The 19,798-nt window shown below is 39.7% G+C and carries 16 protein-coding genes; 14 read left to right on the forward strand and 2 right to left on the reverse strand.

From position 1 onward, the window contains the following. Positions 1-162 precede the first annotated feature (162 nt). The 10 genes from porU to HCN54_RS01335 all read left to right on the forward strand — a co-directional run bounded on the left by porU (position 163) and on the right by HCN54_RS01335 (position 13,625). On the forward strand, positions 163-4,062 hold the full coding sequence (gene porU, locus HCN54_RS01290) for a type IX secretion system sortase PorU (protein ID WP_167596228.1): 3,900 nt from the start codon (positions 163-165) through the stop codon (positions 4,060-4,062). A gap of 37 nt (positions 4,063-4,099) precedes the next feature. Further along, positions 4,100-5,272, forward strand: coding sequence for a type IX secretion system outer membrane channel protein PorV (porV, locus tag HCN54_RS01295; RefSeq protein ID WP_167596229.1), 1,173 nt, complete (start codon positions 4,100-4,102; stop codon positions 5,270-5,272). Positions 5,273-5,280: 8 nt separating this feature from the next. After that, positions 5,281-5,763, forward strand: a complete 483-nt coding sequence (cdd, locus tag HCN54_RS01300) for a cytidine deaminase (protein ID WP_167596230.1) — start codon at positions 5,281-5,283, stop codon at positions 5,761-5,763. Positions 5,764-5,994: 231 nt separating this feature from the next. Further along, positions 5,995-6,996, forward strand: coding sequence for a pyruvate dehydrogenase (acetyl-transferring) E1 component subunit alpha (gene pdhA, locus HCN54_RS01305; protein WP_072984187.1), 1,002 nt, complete (start codon positions 5,995-5,997; stop codon positions 6,994-6,996). Between the two features lie 4 nt (positions 6,997-7,000). After that, complete coding sequence (locus HCN54_RS01310; protein ID WP_167596231.1) at positions 7,001-8,689, forward strand: pyruvate dehydrogenase complex dihydrolipoamide acetyltransferase; 1,689 nt, start codon at positions 7,001-7,003, stop codon at positions 8,687-8,689. Between the two features lie 72 nt (positions 8,690-8,761). Then, positions 8,762-9,814, forward strand: coding sequence for a M28 family metallopeptidase (locus tag HCN54_RS01315; RefSeq protein ID WP_167596232.1), 1,053 nt, complete (start codon positions 8,762-8,764; stop codon positions 9,812-9,814). Continuing rightward, positions 9,807-10,493, forward strand: coding sequence for an SDR family NAD(P)-dependent oxidoreductase (locus HCN54_RS01320; RefSeq protein ID WP_167596233.1), 687 nt, complete (start codon positions 9,807-9,809; stop codon positions 10,491-10,493). Before HCN54_RS01315 ends, HCN54_RS01320 begins: the two co-directional genes overlap by 8 nt. Before the next feature lie 3 nt (positions 10,494-10,496). After that, positions 10,497-11,093, forward strand: a complete 597-nt coding sequence (locus tag HCN54_RS01325; protein WP_167596234.1) for a SprT-like domain-containing protein — start codon at positions 10,497-10,499, stop codon at positions 11,091-11,093. Positions 11,094-11,102: 9 nt separating this feature from the next. Further along, the gene (locus HCN54_RS01330; RefSeq protein ID WP_167596235.1) at positions 11,103-12,194 is read left to right on the forward strand and encodes a mannose-1-phosphate guanylyltransferase; all 1,092 of its coding nucleotides are present in this window, start codon (positions 11,103-11,105) and stop codon (positions 12,192-12,194) included. A gap of 6 nt (positions 12,195-12,200) precedes the next feature. Next, positions 12,201-13,625 (forward strand): DUF389 domain-containing protein, encoded by a 1,425-nt coding sequence (locus HCN54_RS01335; protein WP_167596236.1) that lies wholly within the window; start codon positions 12,201-12,203, stop codon positions 13,623-13,625. Here the strand turns inward: HCN54_RS01335 and HCN54_RS01340 are convergent. After that, the gene (locus HCN54_RS01340) at positions 13,619-14,389 is read right to left on the reverse strand and encodes an ABC transporter ATP-binding protein (RefSeq protein WP_167596237.1); all 771 of its coding nucleotides are present in this window, start codon (positions 14,387-14,389) and stop codon (positions 13,619-13,621) included. The genes HCN54_RS01335 and HCN54_RS01340 overlap by 7 nt on opposite strands. Further along, positions 14,389-15,126, reverse strand: a complete 738-nt coding sequence (locus HCN54_RS01345; protein ID WP_167596238.1) for an MlaE family ABC transporter permease — start codon at positions 15,124-15,126, stop codon at positions 14,389-14,391. Before HCN54_RS01345 ends, HCN54_RS01340 begins: the two co-directional genes overlap by 1 nt. 115 nt (positions 15,127-15,241) lie before the next feature. Between HCN54_RS01345 and pafA the strand changes: the two genes are divergently transcribed. From pafA to HCN54_RS01365, 4 genes are all read left to right on the forward strand, one after another. Beyond that, complete coding sequence (gene pafA / locus HCN54_RS01350; protein WP_167596239.1) at positions 15,242-16,885, forward strand: alkaline phosphatase PafA; 1,644 nt, start codon at positions 15,242-15,244, stop codon at positions 16,883-16,885. Positions 16,886-17,325: 440 nt separating this feature from the next. After that, positions 17,326-18,375, forward strand: a complete 1,050-nt coding sequence (locus tag HCN54_RS01355) for a BF3164 family lipoprotein (RefSeq protein WP_167596240.1) — start codon at positions 17,326-17,328, stop codon at positions 18,373-18,375. After that, the gene (locus HCN54_RS01360; RefSeq protein WP_167596241.1) at positions 18,368-18,901 is read left to right on the forward strand and encodes a hypothetical protein; all 534 of its coding nucleotides are present in this window, start codon (positions 18,368-18,370) and stop codon (positions 18,899-18,901) included. Before HCN54_RS01355 ends, HCN54_RS01360 begins: the two co-directional genes overlap by 8 nt. Next, complete coding sequence (locus tag HCN54_RS01365) at positions 18,888-19,772, forward strand: GLPGLI family protein (protein ID WP_167596242.1); 885 nt, start codon at positions 18,888-18,890, stop codon at positions 19,770-19,772. Before HCN54_RS01360 ends, HCN54_RS01365 begins: the two co-directional genes overlap by 14 nt. Positions 19,773-19,798: the final 26 nt, after the last annotated feature.

Genomic DNA, 19,798 nt, shown 5'->3' on the forward strand with positions numbered 1-19,798 from the left:
CAATATACTATAAAGTGCCCAAATTGCAATAAATAATTCATTTTTGCAAATGCTTAATCTTTATGATTCATTGGGGTTTACAAGGCTATTAACGAAAATCACAAGCGTTTAGTATAGTAGTCTGATTTAAAAGGTTTATGTTAGTTTTAAGAACGCGATTGCATGCAGAATAACTACTTAAAATTTTTCCTGTTTTTTGTCCTTTTAAGTGTGCTGAATACTGAGGTGTTTTTTGGGCAAGAAAAAACTCATGAGATTTCTTGGCAAGATGCAGTGAATGTTTCTTTTAGTGCAAAACCGCATCAAGTACCCGGTTTTGCGCCAGAACATTTTGTGTATGCTGCACCGTCTGGTGTACGATACGCAGACAAATGGAAAACCAATGAAACTTTTGATCTGAAATCTGTAAGGTTAGAGCGTGTTGTTTACGAGACACTTTCTCTGTCAGCACTAAAGCAGCTGCGTTTAGAGCAAGTTCCGGAATCGCACGACTTACAAGTTCAGTTCTCAGGAGCTCGCGGAACTCGGTATTTTGAGTATAGTTTTGCGCCTATCATTCAGCAAAATGGAGTCGTGAAAAGGGTGAAGCGGTTCACTATCGCTTATGATCGCAACCGCAGTACTATTTCAACACAGCATAAAAATCCGCAACGCAGTAACTCTATTTTACGATCGGGGACTTTTTATAAGTTTTATGTAGATACTACCGGGGTTTTTAAGGTGGATTATGATTTTTTGCAGCGTTTGGGATTCAACCCTCGTACGATCAATCCGCAGGCATTAAAAATTTACGGGGATGGTGGTGCGATGCTTCCGCTCAAAAATGAAGATAATACAGTTTTTGACCCACAAGAACTTGCGATTAAAGTAGTGGGTGGTGAGGATGGAAGCTTTGATCGTGAAGATTATATTTTATTTTATGGGGAAGGGACGCGGCAGTTTAATGCAGAAAGTTTAACTCACGTCAATGCATACGATGATCGCTCGTATTACTTTATTACTGCTGATGGAACTTCCGGACTCCGCGTACAGTCCTTAGTAGAGCCGACAACCGCAGCAACGAGAACCATCTCAACTTTTAGGGACTACCAATTTTACGAGCGGGATGAGTATAATCTTTTAAATCTAGGCAGGCGATGGTTTGCAAGGCGGTTTGATGTTGAAAATCTGCAGGATTTCGAATTTAATTTCCCCAATCGCGTTGTTGATGCACCTATGGATTTACGGGTATATACAGCCGCAATTTCAGAATCGTCAACCTCTTTTGCGGTGCGTGTAAACAATCAGCCTGTGGCGAACTTGAATATTTTGCCAATCAACGAATCTGTATTAGCTCGGGAGGCTTTTTATGATAGTTATGCCTATCCGGCTGCGAATCCTGCGGTTACTACTGCGGGAGATAATATTAGTGTTCAGTTAGAATATAACAATAGCGGAAATCCTTCAAGCGAAGGTTATCTGGATTTTGTTGGGATTGGAGCTACTCGTAATTTATCAGGAACCGGAGGTCAACTAAAATTTAATGGGATTGCTCCTGAAGTTTCAAATGAAATAGGGCGATATCAATTGCAAAATGCTTCAGGGTTTGCTGAAGTTTGGGAAATTACCGATCAATCCACAGTGCGCGTAGTGGATAATAGTGAAGCTTTGGCGACTTTGACGTTTCAGACGTATTTGAATGCGGCTAAAAAATATGTAGCGATTCATCCTGATGATTATTTTGAACCGCTTATTGACCCCGAGAATACTTCCGTAGCCAATCAAGATTTAAAAGGAACTATTTTTCAATCTTCGGGGAGTTTTGAGGATGTTGATTACCTGATAATTACTAATGATCTGCTGCGTTCTCAAGCTGAACGATTGGCAAATCACAACAGGCTGTATCGTGGCTTGCGTGTAAAAGTTGTTGCCTTAGATGAAATTTACAACGAGTTCAGCTCCGGGAAGCAAGATATTGGTGCGATTCGCAATTTGGTGCGTTATGTTTATGCCAATGCGTCATCGGCTGAAAACAGGTTGAAGTACCTCTGTTTGTTTGGGGATACTTCTTTTGACTACAAAGATCGGCTAGATCGCAATAATAATATGGTGCCTACTTTTAACACCTATTATAGTTTTTCGCAATCGCAATCCTATATGAGTGATGATTATTTTGGGGCTATGGATGCAACAGAAGGTGTGATTGAAAACAACAGTCCGGCCGGGAGTGGTGGTTCAGATCGTCTGGATATAGCAGTGGGGCGAATTCTTGCCGATACGCCGATGCTTGCTAAGACAGCGGTTGATAAAATTATAAGCTATGACGAAAGGGCTTCTTTTGGTCGCTGGCGAAACAATTTTGTGTTGGTTTCTGATGATGTAGATCAGCCTTGGGAGTTTGAAGAATTGCAATCCACTATTGATGCTCTGGGCGATCAAATTCAACAAGAAAAGCCATTTATTAACGTCAAGAAGATTCACGCAGATAGTTACCAACAGCAATCCTCTGCAGGTGGAGATCGCTATCCTGAAGTCAACGAAGCTATTATTGATGCTTTAGAATCAGGTGCTTTGGTAATGACCTATTTGGGGCACGGGGGTGAAAACACACTGGCTTCAGAATTTATATTTACGCGTGAAAATGCGCAAAATCTGGCTAACGGTGAACGGCTGCCATTGATTGTGACGGTGACTTGTGAGTTTACGCGTTTTGATAATCCTAATCGGGTGGCAGCAGGAGAAGAATTGTTTTGGAATGATCAAGGCGGGGCGGTCGGTCTGGTGGCGACCACGCGAGAAATTTCGGTGCGCTTGGGAGTTTTGTTTAATGAATCCCTAGCGTCTAATCTTTTTTCCTTCGGAACTAATACCATTAAAAGTGTTGCTGAAAATCTTCGGGAAACTAAAAATCAAATCAATGATGACAACCGTCGGGTTATTTTCTTTATTGGTGATCCCGCGATGAAACTGGCGTTTGCTAAACCGGATATTCGCCTGACGGCGATCAATGACACGCCCATTACGCAGCAAGTAGATACGCTCAAGGCTTTAAGCCGAATGAAAATGAGTGGAGAGGTCGTTGACGAAAATGGGCAATTACTCACTGGTTATAACGGGAAACTTTCGGCAACCGTTTATGATAAATACATCAATCAGCAGACGTTGGGTAATGATGGTGTCACCGATGCTAATGGTAACTTGTTGATTCTTGATTTTAAAACTTTGGGTGCTATTTTATATCGCGGTCAGGCGAGTGTTGATGATGGTTTGTTTGATTTCGAATTTGTGGTTCCTAGAGATGCAGCGATTCCTTTAGGTAATGGGCGCGTGAATTTTTACAGTGTAAGAGACGGGGTTTTAGAAGATCGAGCGGGAGCTAATGAACAGATTTTAGTGGGCGGTTTAAACGAGAATGCCACAGAGGATAACGAAGGGCCAATCATTAATCTTTATATGAATGATGAGAATTTTGTGAGCGGAGGAATAACAAATACTTCGCCCACACTGTTGGTGAAACTAGAGGATCTAAGCGGAATCAATACCGCTGGCGGAATTGGTCACGATCTGATCGCCATTCTTGACGACGATGAAGAGAACCCTATAATTCTCAATGATTTTTATGAGAGCGACGTAGATAATTTTAATATCGGGCAAGCGCTGCGTACGCTGCGTGATCTTGAGCCGGGATTACATACAGTTACGGTCATTGCTTGGGATACGTATAATAATTCATCTACGGCTGATCTGCAATTTGTGGTCGCCGGAGATGAAGAGCTTAAGCTGGAGCGTGTGCTTAATTATCCTAATCCGTTTGTAAATTATACTGAATTTTGGTTTAACCATAACAGGCCTTACGAGCCGCTAGAAGTGCAGGTGCAAATCTTTACTATTTCAGGGAAAGTGGTTAAAACGATCAATCAGGTGGTGACCACGACGGGCTTCTTATCAAGAGAGATCACCTGGGACGGACTGGATGATTTTGGTCAAAAAATAGGAAAAGGGGTTTATGTATATAAGATTACTGTGAAATCTACGTTAACGAACAAGAAGGTTGAAAAGTTTGAGAAATTAGTCATCCTCTAAGGTTTATCTATATATTTGTCAAAAGACCCTTTTTTTAATGAATAGATCATTACTTGTTTTAGGCTTTTGTTTTACCGTTCTTCAAAATTTAAGTGCACAAGAGGTTGAAGGGCGCCCCATCACTACCGGAGTTCCTTTTCTAGCCATAGCCGCAGACGCGCGTGCTGCAGGAATGGGAGATCAAGGGGTGGCAACACGCCCTGATGCGTATGCGCAACAATGGAATCCTGCCAAGTATGCTTTTATTGAAAAACAGCAAGGGGTTGGGTTTAATTACACGCCTTATTTGAGTCAGATCGTTGATGATATCTTCTTGGGTCAGATCACTTATTTTAATCGTATTAACGACCGAAGCGCTTTTGCAGGTAGCTTGCGCTATTTTAGCCTCGGGGATATTGAGTCTATTCAAAGCAGTAATCCTTCTCAAGCCGAATTAGAAAATCCGCTTATTCTTAGTCCGAACGAATTTACGCTTGACGTTTCTTATGCATTGCGTTTGGGAGATCGCTTTTCAATGGCAGTTGCAGGGCGCTATTTGCGCAGTAATTTAAAACTACAGATCAACGATGAAGATGCCAGTGCGGCGAGTTCTATTGGTGTTGACATTGCGGGATTTTATCAATCTGAAGAAATAAGTTACGACGACTTTAACGGGCGCTGGCGTGCGGGATTCAATATTTCAAATATTGGTCCTAAGATCAAGTATGACGAAGCGGGTCAAGAAAATTTTATTCCCACCAATATGAGGCTGGGCGGAGGTTTTGACTTTATTCTTGATGCATACAATGTAATTGGCGTCGGGCTCGAATTTAATAAGCTACTGGTGCCTTCTCCGCAGGATTTTAACGGGGACGGCGTGATTGATGGTTCTGACACCGAAGAATATCAAGCTATAGGCTTTTTTGAAGGAATGTTTCAGTCTTTTGGCGATGCACCTAATGGAATAAGTGAAGAAATAAAAGAGGTTACCTGGTCTTTGGGTGCAGAATATAAATACGATAATGCGTTCGCTTTGCGTGCAGGTTATTTTAATGAAAGCGATTTAAAAGGAGCGCGTAAGTTCGCCACGCTTGGACTTGGCTTTAGATATTCGGCGATAGACATCGATGTTTCTTATTTATTCTCTACAACTCAAGTGCGCAATCCTTTAGAAAACACACTGCGTTTTGGCATTACCTTCAATTTTGGTAATGAATACATAGAATACTAAATTTCAGTATGAAAAAAATAAAAATCGAATCTGAACTCGAGGTTTTTGAAGATTTTTCAGAATTGCCTCAGGAGATTCAGCGATTGATGGAAGCTGCTTTTGAAGCACGCGATTCGGCCTACGCACCGTATTCAGAATTTCACGTAGGAGCGGCCTTGTTGCTCTCAAACGGTAAAGTTATCAAAGGGAGTAATCAAGAAAATGCAGCTTATCCTTCAGGTCTTTGCGCTGAGCGAACAGCGATCTATTATGCAGGAGCTAACTTCCCTGATGAAACGCTAGAGGTGATGGCGATCTCAGCTACCGCAAAACACAAGCCTACAACTACGCCCATACCACCTTGCGGTGCGTGCCGTCAAGCTATTGCAGAATATGAAGTCAAGCAGAAGCAACCTGTGGTGATCTATTTTATGGGAGCTAGTGGTAAAATTTTTAAAAGTGATTCTTTGAGCAATTTGTTACCCTTTCTTTTTACCCAAGAATACCTGTAAGTTCTGGCTTTGATAGTTGCACAAAACCTACGTGTAATCGATTCAATTTTTTCTTCAAAGATTTTCACGCTTCGTCCCGAATATACTATTTTTGTTCTCCGTCTTTTTGGGCGGTAAAATTATGCCGGTAAAAATCTCGGTATGTTTAATAAAATAACGATTTGAACAAAGCTTTCAATTCGTTCTAAAACTCACGCTGTGAGTAAAGTGTATAGATAAATCTATAATTTAATGAAAGAAATCACAAAAGAGGTATACCTGAATTGGTATGAAGAGATGTCCTTCTGGCGCAAGTTTGAAGATAAACTGGCACAAGTTTATATTCAGCAAAAGGTTAGAGGATTTTTGCATTTGTATAATGGTCAAGAGGCTATTCTTGCAGGAGCCCTTCACGCAATGGATCTTACAAAAGATAAGATGATTACGGCTTACCGTAACCACGTGCAGCCAATAGGTATGGGAGAAGATCCTAAACGCGTTATGGCTGAACTCTACGGAAAGAAGACAGGTACTTCTATGGGATTAGGTGGTTCTATGCACATCTTTTCTAAAGAGCATCGTTTTTACGGAGGTCACGGTATTGTAGGGGGGCAGATTCCTCTAGGAGCCGGTCTTGCCTTTGGTGATAAATATTTTAAGCGTGATGCAGTAACCTTAACCTTTTTTGGAGATGGTGCTGCACGTCAAGGTTCGCTACACGAGACGTTTAATATGGCGATGAACTGGAAACTTCCGGTGGTGTTTTGCGTTGAAAACAACGGGTATGCGATGGGAACTTCAGTAAAGCGTACGGCAAACCACGAGGATATCTGGAAACTTGGTCTTGGGTATGAAATGCCTTGCGGACCGGTAGACGCTATGAATCCGGTGGCTGTGGCAGAAGCTTTTGACGAGGCGATCGCTAGAGCACGTCGTGGAGACGGGCCAACGTTCTTAGAATTAAAAACCTATCGTTATAGAGGACACTCAATGAGTGATGCTCAAAAGTATAGAACAAAAGATGAGGTAGCAGAATACCAGAAGATCGATCCGATCACTCAGGTGAAGGATATCTTATTGGAGAAAGAATTCGCTACAGAAGAAGAATTAAAGGCAATTGATAAGCGCGTTAAAAAGCGTGTTGCCGAGTGTGAGAAATTTGCTGAAGAAAGTGACTTCCCAGAAAAAGAAGTTATGTATGATGTCGTTTACGAGCAGGAAGATTATCCATTTTTAGCACATAAACCAGAATAATATTATGGCAGAAGTAATTAAGATGCCCCGCCTTAGTGATACAATGGAAGAAGGAACCGTTGCATCTTGGCTAAAGAAAAAAGGTGATAAAGTAGAAGAAGGTGATATCCTTGCTGAGATCGAAACAGATAAAGCAACGATGGAGTTCGAGTCATTTTATGAAGGAACGCTGTTGCATATTGGTATTGAAGAAGGCGAGACTGCAAATGTTGATGCACTTCTTGCGATCATTGGTGAAGAAGGAGAAGATATTTCTGGTTTGATCGACGGAAGCGCTGATGCAGATTCAGGATCTGAAGGTGAAGAAAAAACTTCAGAAAATGATAGTGCAGATGATGCTGAAGCCTCAAGTGAAGAAGAGAGCGATGATACATCAGAAGAAGAAGCTTCTGATGACGCCGGTTCAGAAATTCCTGAAGGTGTTGAGGTGGTAACGATGCCACGTCTTAGTGATACGATGGAAGAAGGTACTGTTGCTTCTTGGTTAAAAAAAGAAGGAGACAGCGTTGATGAAGGTGATATTCTTGCAGAAATAGAAACCGATAAAGCGACAATGGAATTTGAGTCGTTTTATAAAGGAACTTTACTTCATATCGGGATTCAAGAAGGCGAAACTGCAAAAGTGGATGCACTTCTTGCGATCATTGGTGAAGACGGAACCGATGTTTCTGGAGTGATCAGCAATTTCAAATCTGGAGGAGCTAAAAAAGAAGCGCCTAAGAAAGAAGAAAAGCCTAAAAAGGAGGCTTCGAAGAAAGAGGAAGCTAAGAAAGAAGCTCCTAAAAAGGAGGCTCCTAAAAAAGAAGATTCAAAACCTACAAAAAATACTTCATCTAGCGATGGCCGTATTTTTGCTTCACCATTAGCTAAGAAACTAGCTGAAGAAAAAGGTATTGATCTTGCTAAAGTTCCGGGAAGTGGAGAGAATGGTCGTGTAGTGCGCAAAGATATTGAGAACTATACTCCGGCAGCTTCAGGAGCAGGTGTGCAGCAATTTGTTGCTACAGGTGAAGAAAGCTATGAGGATGTAAATAATTCTCAAATGCGTAAAGCGATCGCCAAGTCTCTTGGTAAATCTAAATTCACAGCACCGCATTACTACTTGAATGTAGAGTTTGACATGGAAAATATGATTGCCTTCCGCAGTCAGTTTAACCAGCTTCCGGATACTAAAGTGTCGTACAATGATATGATTATTAAAGCGGTTTCTATCGCTTTAAAACAGCATCCTCAAGTGAACTCTCAATGGTTTGACGATAAGATGCGTTTAAACAAACACGTGCACATTGGTGTTGCAGTTGCTGTACCAGACGGACTTGTAGTTCCTGTTGTTGAATTTGCAAATGAGAAGTCTTTACAGCAAATCAATGCTGAAGTAAAAGAGCTTGCAGGTAAAGCACGTAACAAAAAACTGAAGCCAGAAGAAATGCAAGGAAGTACCTTTACCATTTCTAACCTGGGAATGTTTGGTATTACAAACTTTACTTCGATCATTAATCAGCCTAACTCAGCGATCTTATCAGTAGGTTCGATCATTGAGAAGCCGGTTGTGAAAGATGGTAAAATTGTAGTAGGTAATACGATGACTTTATCTATGGCTTGTGATCACCGTACTATTGATGGTGCTACAGGTGCTCAGTTTTTACAAACATTGAAAACCTATATCGAGAATCCGGTATTGATGTTGGCTTAATTAAGCAAGCATTTTAAAAATAGATAACTTAAAAACCCATCAGTATTTGATGGGTTTTTTTATATTGAACGTATGAATAAGATTATTTTAGGTCTAATTAGTTTGACCGTTTTAAGTTGCGGAAGCACTCCCGAAGTGCGTCAGGTAGATGCAGCGGCAGCAGCAAATGCTTCAAAAGGATATGTCGTTTCAAATGAGCCTGCAGAAAGCATAACAACATCGGCGGCGCCCAATCCTAATGCTGTTACTTTTAAAAAGAACGTTAGCGCTTCAGCTATTAAAAAACACATTGAATTTTTAGCTTCAGATGCCCTTGCCGGAAGAAAAACAGGAACAGAAGGAATCGATGAGGCGGCTAATTATATCATTAAAGAATTTCAACAAGCAGGAGTAAAGCCTTATTTTACTTCGTATCGGGATAAGTTTGATGCTAAAGGTTTAGATGGATATAATGTAGTCGGTATGCTTGAAGGAACCGATGCTGAGTTGAAAAACGAATTTATTGTCATTGGGGCGCATTACGATCATATCGGTACTGCTGATACTGTTGGAGCTGATACCATTGCAAATGGTGCTAACGATAATGCATCAGGAACTTCTGCAGTTATTGAGTTGGCGAAGTATTTTGCACAATCAAAGACCAATAAGCGCAGTATTATTTTTGCACTCTTTTCTGCTGAAGAAATGGGCTTGCTGGGATCAGCGCATCTGGCGGAGCGCCTAAAAACAACGAATATCAATCCGTATGTGATGTTTAATATAGAGATGATTGGTGTGCCAATGACTGACAAAGATTATTCGCTTTACCTCACCGGTTATGAGCACAGTAATATGGCACAAAAATTCAATGCGTATGCAGGAGCTAAAGTGATGGGTTTTTTACCACAGGCAAAGCAGTACAATTTGTTTAAGCGCAGTGATAATTATGCTTTTTATGAGCAGTTTAAAATTCCGGCGCAGACGGTTTCAACTTTTGATTTTACCAACTTTGATCATTATCATAAAGTTGGAGATGAGGCAGCTGCTATGAATTTTGAACACGTGGCGAATATTGTGAATCAGTTGATTCCGGGAGTTGAAGGTATGGCAAATAGCGCGTCTCAAGAAATTATTTGGAATGAGTAAGAAGATAATAATTACCGGAACGAGCCGTGGAATTGGTTTTGAGATGGCTAAACAATTTGCTATAGAAGGGCATCACGTATTGGCCTTGTCCCGCAATGAGAAGCCTTTAAAAGAACAAGCATTAGAGCGCATTGAGGCTCTTCCCTTTGATATATCTAAGACTGAAGATTTACATAAAGTAGCGTCTTTTGTAAAGACTGAATGGGGAGGTAGTGCTGATGTTTTGATTCATAATGCCGGAGCATTGATTAATAAACCCTTTGAAAGTCTTACACAATCAGACTTTCAGAAAGTTTATGAGGTTAATGTTTTTGGAGTTGCAACTTTGACGCAGGCCGTATTACCTTTTATGAAGTCAGGAAGTCACGTGGTAACAGTGAGCAGTATGGGTGGCATACAAGGCAGTGTGAAATTTGCCGGTCTTGCGGCTTACAGTTCGAGTAAAGGTGCGGTGATCACTTTAAGCGAGTTGCTTGCTGAAGAGTATAAAGAAAAAGGAATCGCATTTAACGTATTGGCTTTAGGTGCTGTACAAACCGAAATGCTAGAAGAAGCCTTTCCGGGGTATCAAGCGCCACTTTCTGCTCAGGAGATGGCAGCGTATATTAAAAACTTTGCGCTTACCGGAAACGCATTTTATAACGGAAAAGTTTTACAGGTTTCGGCTTCTACGCCATAGACTATGAAGCAGATTTTACGGAAATACATACCAGAACAAGCGGTGGATCCCGTTTTTGAGTTGATCAAGAACTTTGGTGTTCACCTTAAGATTGTTGATGAGCGTGTTACCCGTCACGGGGACTATAGGCGTTTGCCGAACGGCGGACATCAAATCACCGTGAATACCAATTTAAATTCGTATCGTTTTTTGATAACCTTAATTCACGAGATCGCCCATTTAGTGGCTTTTGTGAAATTTGGTAACCGAATTAAGCCTCACGGAAAAGAGTGGAAGTACACGTTTCAGAATTTAATGCTGCCGTTTATACGACCTGAGATCTTTCCGAAGCAACTCTTACCGGTTATCGCCAATCACTTTAAAAATCCCAAAGCGAGTAGCGATACAGATGCTAAATTATCTTTGGCGCTCAAGCAATTTGATCCTCCCAACGATAAAAACTATATATTTGAAATTCCGAGAGGTAGTCTCTTTAAACTCTACAACGGCAAAGTTTTTAAAAAAGGAGAACGTCGCATAAAGCGGTATGAATGTGTAGAGACCGCTACAGGAAAAGTATACTTGTTTCAACCTAACGCCGAGGTTGAACTTTTAACTTAATAACACCAGATGACAAACCACAACTACTATGCAATTATAATGGCCGGGGGCGTAGGTTCCCGTTTTTGGCCACTGAGTAAAGCAAGTTATCCTAAGCAATTTCATGATATTTTAGGTGCCGGAGAAACCTTGATCCAGCGCACTTTTGGACGCTTGTCTCAAACCGTACCTTCAGAAAACGTGTTGGTTTTAACTAACAAAAAGTACAAAGGCCTGGTAAACGAGCAACTGCCTGAAGTTAGAGATGAGAATATCGTTCTAGAACCTGCGATGCGCAATACCGCACCTTGTATTTTGCTAGCTGCGTTAAAGATCTATAAAGCCAATCCTGACGGAGTAATGATCGTGGCACCGAGCGATCACTGGATCGAAAATGAGAAAGCCTTTTTAACGGACTTAAATACAGCTTTTGAAGCGTGTGCCAAAGATGCTTCGGAAGAAAAATTGCTGGTTACCTTGGGTATCGAACCTACATTTCCGCATACCGGCTACGGCTACATTCAGTATAATGCTTCAACTGCCGCTGTAAAAGGGGTGGAGGCTTTTAAGGAAAAACCGGATTATGAAACGGCTAAACAGTTTTTAGCAGAAGGAAATTATTCCTGGAATGCTGGAATCTTTATCTGGAGCGCCAGAGCCATTATCGAAGCTTTTGAGAAATACCTTCCGGAAATGTATGCGTTGTTCAATTCAGGTTTTGAGGCTTTAAATACCGAAGCAGAGCAGCAATTTATTTTGGACAACTATGCCAAAGCAGAGAATATCAGTATTGATTACGGTATTCTTGAGAAAAGTGGTCACGTTGGGGTGATCCCGGCAACATTTGATTGGAGTGATCTAGGAGCTTGGGGCGCACTTTACGACAACTTAGAAAAAGATCAGGATAAAAATGTCATTGTAAATGCTAAAACGGTGTTGCGTGAAGCGCAAGGCAATCTTATTCGTTCAGAAAAAGGAAAAGTAGTTGTCGTAGAAGGACTCAAGGATTATATCGTGGTAGATAGCGATGAGGTTTTGGTAATTATGCCCAAAGCCAAAGAGCAAGACGTAAAAATTATACGTGCTGAAGTTGAACAACAATTTGGGTCAGACTTGGTTTAATATTCCATGGAAGAACAAAAGAAAGTAGAGGATAATGTTTCTAATGAGGCGGTAAAACGTGATGCTAAGAGCCTATGGCGCAGCGTACGCGTATTTTTATCAGAATTATTAGACATTCGGAGCGATACCGATCGGGATTCAACCATTGAGGCGGTAAAAAAGGATATATCGTTCAAAGGGCATAACGCCTGGATTTTGATCTTTTCCATTTTTGTTGCTTCCATTGGTTTAAATGTGAGCAGTACCGCGGTGGTAATAGGAGCGATGCTTATCTCTCCACTTATGGGACCTATTGTAGGTATCGGACTTTCTCTTGCTATTAACGATATAGAAACGCTAAAGCGATCACTCATTAACCTTGCGGTTATGATCATTCTAAGTGTGCTTACCGCTACGCTTTATTTCGCAGTTTCTCCTATCTCTGAGCTCACTCCTGAACTTGAAGCGCGAACCTACCCAACCATTTTAGATGTTTTGGTGGCTATTTTTGGTGGGCTAGCCCTTATTGTTGCTAAAACTAAAAAAGGGACTATCGCCAGTGTGATTTTTGGTGTAGCGATCGCGACGGCTTTAATGCCACCGCTTTGTACAGTGGGTTATGGTCTTGCTATGGGAGAATGGCATTATTATGCGGGGGCGTTTTATCTCTTCTCGATCAATGCCGTTTTTATAGCGCTTTCTACGTTTTTGGTAGCTAAATTTTTACGCTTCCCAATGGTGAAGTATGCCAATTCTAAACGCAGACGCTTTGTGACTCAAATGGCGTCTTTGATCGCATTGGTGGTGATGATTCCAAGTTTGTATCTGTTTTATATTCTGTATAAAGAGCAAGTGTTTACTTCAGCAACTAAAGATTATGTCACCCGCGTAATACGTTATGAAGGTGCAGAGGTGGTTAAGTTTTCGCAGGATTATAAATCAAAACGAATAGATGTGTACTTGATCGGTGCTTTGGTTCCGAAAGCGAAGATCGAAGAATGGTACACGCAATTAACCGAAGATGCCTCTCTTGCTGATGTAAGTTTGAAAATTCATCAAGGATCAGATCAGTCGTCGCAAATGGCAGAGCAGCTTTCTAGCGCCGTAAAATCTGGTATTCTTGAAGATTTGTATGTAAACAATCAGCAGGCGTTGGCAGATAAGAATTCGCAAATACAGTTGCTGGAAGATGAGATCAATCGGCTTAAAGCTTCGGCTTTGCCTTTTCAGAGCTTGAGTGAAGAGGTGCATATAAATTATGAGAATATCGCACGCTTTGGTTTTTCAAATACGATCAATACCAATTTTGAAAAAGCAGATACGATACCTACATTTTTGATAGAATGGAAACCTTCACTTTCAGAGCGCACAAAACGTAATGAGGAGGCAAAATTGAAAGCTTGGTTAAAAGTGAAATATAATCTGGATACCCTTTCGGTAGCGCGTTATTGATTCTCTTTAAGAACCGCTTCGCGCACTTTTTTAAACAGATCTGAAGAATATACAAAATTGGTCACGTCATCATTGTCGGCTTTAAAGATGGTTTCTTTAGAACCTTCCCAGGCCAGATGTCCTTTTTGTAGAAAAACGATCTTTTCACCAATTTCCATCACCGAGTTCATGTCGTGCGTATTGATGATGGTGGTGATCTCATACTCGTGTGTGATCTCTTGAATAAGGTTGTCAATGAGTGTCGCGGTACGTGGATCTAAACCAGAGTTTGGTTCATCACAAAACAAATACTTTGGGTTGTTTACAATGGCGCGTGCAATCGCAACACGCTTTTGCATCCCTCCTGAAATTTCTGACGGAAGCTTATTATTAGCATTGATTAAGTTTACTCGTTTGATTACTTCATTGGCACGTTCCCGGCGTTCTGCTTTACGTTGTTTGGTAAACATCTTTAGCGGAAACATAATGTTTTCTTCAACCGTCATCGAGTCAAACAAAGCGCTGCCTTGAAAAACCATTCCCATTTGCTCGCGTAACGTGCGTTGCTTTTCTGAAGATAATTCAGAGTACGCTTGCCCATCATATAAAATTTTACCTTCCGTAGGTCTAAAAAGACCTAAAAGGCATTTTAAAAATACGGTTTTACCAGAACCACTTTGACCAATGATCAAGTTGGTTTTTCCTTTGTCAAATGTGGTAGAGATTCCTTTTAAGACTAATTCATCTCCGCCAAATCCTTTCTTTAATTCTTTAACTTCGATCATTAGCTTAGGAGTAATTGGGTGATTAGATAATTTGAAAGAATGATGAATACACTCGTCCATACAAAAGATGTGGTACTTGCTTTACCTACTTCAAGCGCGCCACCTTTCATATAATACCCAAAATACGATGGGATAGTAGCCAATAGAACTGCAAAAACAAAAGTTTTTATAAACGCATAAACCAGCTGAAAGGGAACAAAATCTTCCTGTAAACCTTGAATAAATTGATCTCCGGTAGCAAAACCACCTAAAACTGCCGCAGTGTATCCGCCGAGAATTCCTAAAAACATAGCAATTGCGATCACAAACGGATAGAACAACATCGCGACTATTTTAGGAAAAACCAGATAATTGAGGGAGTTGATCCCCATAACTTCTAATGCATCAATCTGCTCGGTAACACGCATCGTACCTATGCTGGAGGTGATAAAAGAACCCACTTTACCTGCCATAATGATAGAAATGAATGTTGGAGCAAATTCTAAGATTATAGATTGTCGCGAGGCAAAACCAATGAGCGACTTAGGAAGAATAGGGTTGTCCATATTCAATGCGGTTTGAATTGCAACCACACCGCCCACAAAAAAGGAGATGAAACAGACAATACCTAAAGAGCCAATGATAAGGTCGTCGATCTCTTTAAGAACTAAATTACGTAGAACAGATGTTTTGGTGGGCTTGATAAAAACACCCTTAAGCATCATAAAATAAAGACCTATCTCTTTCAGGTATCCCATAGTTATTTTTTCAGGTCTAAAAATAGCAAAAATAGGCGGGATGCATATTTAAGATTAACTTAAACTTACATCTTGCCTCTTATGCTTTAGCTTTGTGTGTCTAAAAATTTAACTAATGAATTTATTACCCTTAAAGTCGCTGGCGCTTGGTTTTGTCGCTTTAGCCGGTACTGTATCATTTGCTCAAGAAGCTTCGCAAAAGCCTAAACTTGTTGTAGGTATTGTGGTTGACCAAATGCGCTACGACTATCTTACACGATTTGAAAATCAATACGGAGAAGACGGATTTAAACGCCTCCAGAATGAAGGCTTTGATTGCCGAAACAACCACTATAATTATATGCCAACCAAAACGGCACCCGGGCATACTTCGATTTACACGGGAACTACTCCGCAAAATCATGGGATCATTTCAAACAGTTGGTATAATAAATTTGAGAAAAAGGATGTGTATTGTGCCGAAGATACCACTGTAGCTTCTGTTGGGACAACCGATGTTGGTCCCGGACAAATGTCTCCACGACGTATGCGCACTTCTACGATCACAGATCAAAATAGATTGCACACTCAAATGCGCGGAAAAACCATCGGGATTTCGATTAAAGATCGTGGTGCGATTCTTCCGGCAGGGCACACTGCAAATGGCGCCTATTGGTTTCAGGGAGGAGACGAAGGCGTTTTTATCACCAGCACCTATTATATGGATGAATTGCCAAAATGGGTGAAAGATTTTAATAAGAAAAAGCCGGCTAAGGCTTATATGAAGGATTGGGATACCTATAAACCAATCAAAACTTATATAGAAAGTGGTGAAGATCTTAATGCTTATGAAGGAGGTTTTAGAGGAAAAGAAACAGCAACATTTCCTTATGACTTAAAGAAATTAGGAAAAGAGAATGGCGGTTACAGTATTTTGAAAACAACGCCTTACGGAAACTCGATCACTACAGATTTTGCACTTGCTGCTCTAGATGGCGAAGATCTTGGCCAAGATGCAGATACCGATTTTCTTGCAGTAAGTTACAGCTGTACCGATTATGTAGGACACAATTTTGGAGTGAATTCTAAAGAGGTTCAAGATACCTATGTGCGTCTGGATCTTGAGATCGCAAGACTCTTAGAGGCATTAGATAAAAAAGTAGGTAAAGGAAATTACTCCGTATTTCTAACTGCTGATCACGCGGCGGTTCATGTTCCTTCTTTTTTAAGTGATAATAAAATTCCTTCAGGCTATTTTGATATGCGCAGTTTTAGAAAGGAATTGGAGGCTTTTATTCAGCAGAAATATGGACGTGATGATTTGATCGAGGATATTTCTAACGATCAGGTATTTTTTAGATATACCGTGCTGGCTGATGAAAGTATCGACGCCGAAGCTTTACAGAAAGACATAAAGCATTTTGCACTTCAGCATAACAACATCAGCAAAGTGTATACGCGCGCTCAAATGGAGCAAGGATCTTACGATAGCGGTGTAGCTGCTTTGGTACAAAAAGGTTTCGATCAAGAGCGTAGTGGTGATGTGTTCTTTATTCTTGATCCGGGCTATTTAACCGGTGGTCCTACAGGTTCTTCTCACGGAACATCGTACAGTTATGATACGCACGTACCTTTGTTATTCTACGGAAACGGAATTAAAAATGGTCATACATTTGAGCAAACGGTAATCACTGATATCGCTCCAACCGTGGCTGCACTTTTAGGAATTCAAGACCCTAACGGCGCCACCGGAACAGTGATTTCTGAAGTGTTGAAATAGGGAAATACCTGAAATGGATGAAAATTCACGCTGACAATTAACTATTTTAACAATATGTTAACATTATGAATTATAATTCATAATTCATAATTCATAATTCATAATATTGTTTATTATTAACATTTAAAATTTTAATTATGAGGTATTTAAACATGAAAAATACTATAATGGCACTAATGTTGCTGTTTAGTTTCACAATTGCCAGTGCTTTAACTGTTTTTACTGAACGAACAGCGAATAATTGTTCATATACCGGTGAAGACACTGATAGTTGTACAGTTAGTGAGGTTTATAGAAACGTTGTTGTCATGAGATGTACTTCTGGTGAAACATCATGCTATTATGATTCACCACCTTTAAAGGGCGACCAATAGTATTAGTTTGGTGTTTTTAATTTAGAGCATTTCTAATATTTTAGAAGTGCTTTTTAATTTTAGAGTATGAGATTTTTTTTTGTGTTTGTGTTTATCCAATTTTATTCGTGTAATTCTCAGAAAAGTTCTCTAGATGCATGGTCTACTACTTTTGAAAAGTTTCCAGTTAATAAATCAATTGAACTTGAGGAGTTCTTTTCTATAGGCGATTTTTCTGTAGATCGATTCAACATCTATAATGATTCCTTACTGGTAATAAAAATTGCGAATGAATCAAATAACCTTATTAAGTACGATTTGGTTACTCAAAAAGCTATAGGGGAGTTTGTGAAGTCGGGTAGAAAATCAGATGAAGTATTAGGCTTTATGAGGTATGATTATTATGCAAATGATATTTGGATTCATGATGTTGTAAAAAGTGGTCTTATGATGTATAAGTATTCAACATTATATGACAGTAGTTTTAAACAATCTCGATTTTACAAATTACCTGATAATTACTATGATGTACAACTGCTTGATAGTAATACGCTATTAACAAGTGGTAATTATAATTCTCCCTATTGGCTTGAAGAAATTAATTTACTAAGCGGTACAGTAGAAAAGCGGTATGTGCCTTACTCAGAAACCTGGCCAGATCAGTCCGTGACAAAAGCAGAGAAAACTGCTTATGAGAGTTTTTTATATGTAAAACCGGATAAGTCTAAGGCTGTTTTAGCTGCACGATATGCAGATCGCATACAAATAGTTAATCTGTCTGATGGCAGTTATAAAGTAATAAAAGGGCCTGATAATTTTGATCCTGATTTAATTGTAATGAAAGGCTATGATGACGCAAACATCAGCGCAAGGGGGAACGATACGAGATATGCTTTTGTAAGAGGTAAAACAACCAATGAATATATATACCTTTTATATTCAGGTAACAACCATGAGGGTATAAATCGCTCATACGGGAAGTATATTTATAAATACGATTGGGATGGAAATCCTATAGAGCGTTTAGAATTACCGGAGTATTCCCGTGACTTTGCAGTGACTAGTGATGATCGTACAATTTATACATATGATCCTAAAGGGAAATTGATTAAAAAGGGCCAACTGACTGATGAGTAGATTTTTAATACTTGCTAGTGTAATTCTTCTTATAGCATCTTGTGCCAATGGTGCAAGCAATAGCAAAATAGAGAATGTTAAGGTCCCCGTAGAAATAATTAAATATAATACTCAAACTCTGGAGGAGAAATTAATAGAATTTGAATCTATTCACGAAGGTTATAGAGTTTATACTTTGATTGATGTAAGCTGTGCCACTTGCTTAATTAATATTGAAAAGTGGAATACTGTTGCTTTGGAATTAAAATCAAAAGGAGTTTCTGTTTTACCCATTTGTTATTCAAAAGACAACTTTGAGCTTTTAAAATATCTGGTTGAGAGTGATAAATTAGGGGCTATTTCAATTCCACTATATTTAGATATTAATAATGTATTTATTCGGCAAAATGATTCTTTGATAAGTGAGCACGGGAAGTTTACTGCGTTGACAGATACATTTGGTAAAATTCTTGCTAAAGGTGACCCTACAAAGGATTCAGATGTCAAAAGGAATTATTTAAAGCTAATAAGTCATGAACCAGAATAAGAGTAAACTTATGGTGAGGTTTTTAATATTTACTGGATTATTTTTCAGTATTTTATTTCAGGTTAAGGGGCAGGAGACAACCGTGCTCAATGTTGTTTATGAATTTAAACACGTGCGTGATCTTTCCAATCCTGAATCTCCTTACGTAGCAGATATGGTACTGTCCCTCGCTAAAAATACGAGTCGGTATACAACCCTTTACGTTTATAACAATAATAAACCTGCATTACTAGCCCAGCAAGAACAGTTGCAAAGCACTGCGTCTGCTTCTTCTACAACCACCGTAGTAGGCGGGTTGGGTTTACTGGTGAATAATGGAGGTGTGTTTTTACGCGAAGAAACCTTAAAAAACCTAAAAGAACAAGCGCTAACACAGTACACCTTTTTAGGTAATAAAACCTACTTATTGAACAGTAAGATACCAGACATAAATTGGAAGATTACAAAAGAGAAAAAAGAACTTGGAGGCTATAGCTGTCAAAAAGCTTTAGGTGATTATGCTGGTCGTACCTACGAAGCTTGGTTTACCACAGATTTACCTTTTCAAAATGGACCTTGGAAATTGGGAGGATTACCGGGTTTGATTCTGGAGGCACGAGATTTAAAAGAAGAAGTACAATTTATATTTAAAGAATTAACGCGTACTACAGATCCTGAAGAAACTACAGAGACTTTTCAGTTAAATCCACAATTGGCAATACCTGTTAACGCTAAAGAATTACACAGGTTAGAACTTTCATTTATTAAAGATCCTATTGGCGTTTTAAATGCAGTTTTTCCAGACACTCAGGTTGCCATAATGAATATGGAAGATCCCAGCAACCGTTCTCTTGATAAGATAGAAGAATACAATCCTTTAGAATTAGACTAATATTTTACGACAGGGCTATATCATAC

The sequence above is a fragment of the Leeuwenhoekiella sp. ZYFB001 genome, assembly GCF_011784865.1.
Classification (GTDB): domain Bacteria; phylum Bacteroidota; class Bacteroidia; order Flavobacteriales; family Flavobacteriaceae; genus Leeuwenhoekiella; species Leeuwenhoekiella palythoae.

Coding starts and splice junctions, on each gene's coding strand:
- porU (WP_167596228.1), top strand. CDS start 163: ATGCAGAATAACTACTTAAAATTTTTCCTGTTTTTTGTCCTTTTAAGT.
- porV (WP_167596229.1), top strand. CDS start 4,100: ATGAATAGATCATTACTTGTTTTAGGCTTTTGTTTTACCGTTCTTCAA.
- cdd (WP_167596230.1), top strand. CDS start 5,281: ATGAAAAAAATAAAAATCGAATCTGAACTCGAGGTTTTTGAAGATTTT.
- pdhA (WP_072984187.1), top strand. CDS start 5,995: ATGAAAGAAATCACAAAAGAGGTATACCTGAATTGGTATGAAGAGATG.
- HCN54_RS01310 (WP_167596231.1), top strand. CDS start 7,001: ATGGCAGAAGTAATTAAGATGCCCCGCCTTAGTGATACAATGGAAGAA.
- HCN54_RS01315 (WP_167596232.1), top strand. CDS start 8,762: ATGAATAAGATTATTTTAGGTCTAATTAGTTTGACCGTTTTAAGTTGC.
- HCN54_RS01320 (WP_167596233.1), top strand. CDS start 9,807: ATGAGTAAGAAGATAATAATTACCGGAACGAGCCGTGGAATTGGTTTT.
- HCN54_RS01325 (WP_167596234.1), top strand. CDS start 10,497: ATGAAGCAGATTTTACGGAAATACATACCAGAACAAGCGGTGGATCCC.
- HCN54_RS01330 (WP_167596235.1), top strand. CDS start 11,103: ATGACAAACCACAACTACTATGCAATTATAATGGCCGGGGGCGTAGGT.
- HCN54_RS01335 (WP_167596236.1), top strand. CDS start 12,201: ATGGAAGAACAAAAGAAAGTAGAGGATAATGTTTCTAATGAGGCGGTA.
- HCN54_RS01340 (WP_167596237.1), bottom strand. CDS start 14,389: ATGATCGAAGTTAAAGAATTAAAGAAAGGATTTGGCGGAGATGAATTA.
- HCN54_RS01345 (WP_167596238.1), bottom strand. CDS start 15,126: ATGGGATACCTGAAAGAGATAGGTCTTTATTTTATGATGCTTAAGGGT.
- pafA (WP_167596239.1), top strand. CDS start 15,242: ATGAATTTATTACCCTTAAAGTCGCTGGCGCTTGGTTTTGTCGCTTTA.
- HCN54_RS01355 (WP_167596240.1), top strand. CDS start 17,326: ATGAGATTTTTTTTTGTGTTTGTGTTTATCCAATTTTATTCGTGTAAT.
- HCN54_RS01360 (WP_167596241.1), top strand. CDS start 18,368: ATGAGTAGATTTTTAATACTTGCTAGTGTAATTCTTCTTATAGCATCT.
- HCN54_RS01365 (WP_167596242.1), top strand. CDS start 18,888: ATGAACCAGAATAAGAGTAAACTTATGGTGAGGTTTTTAATATTTACT.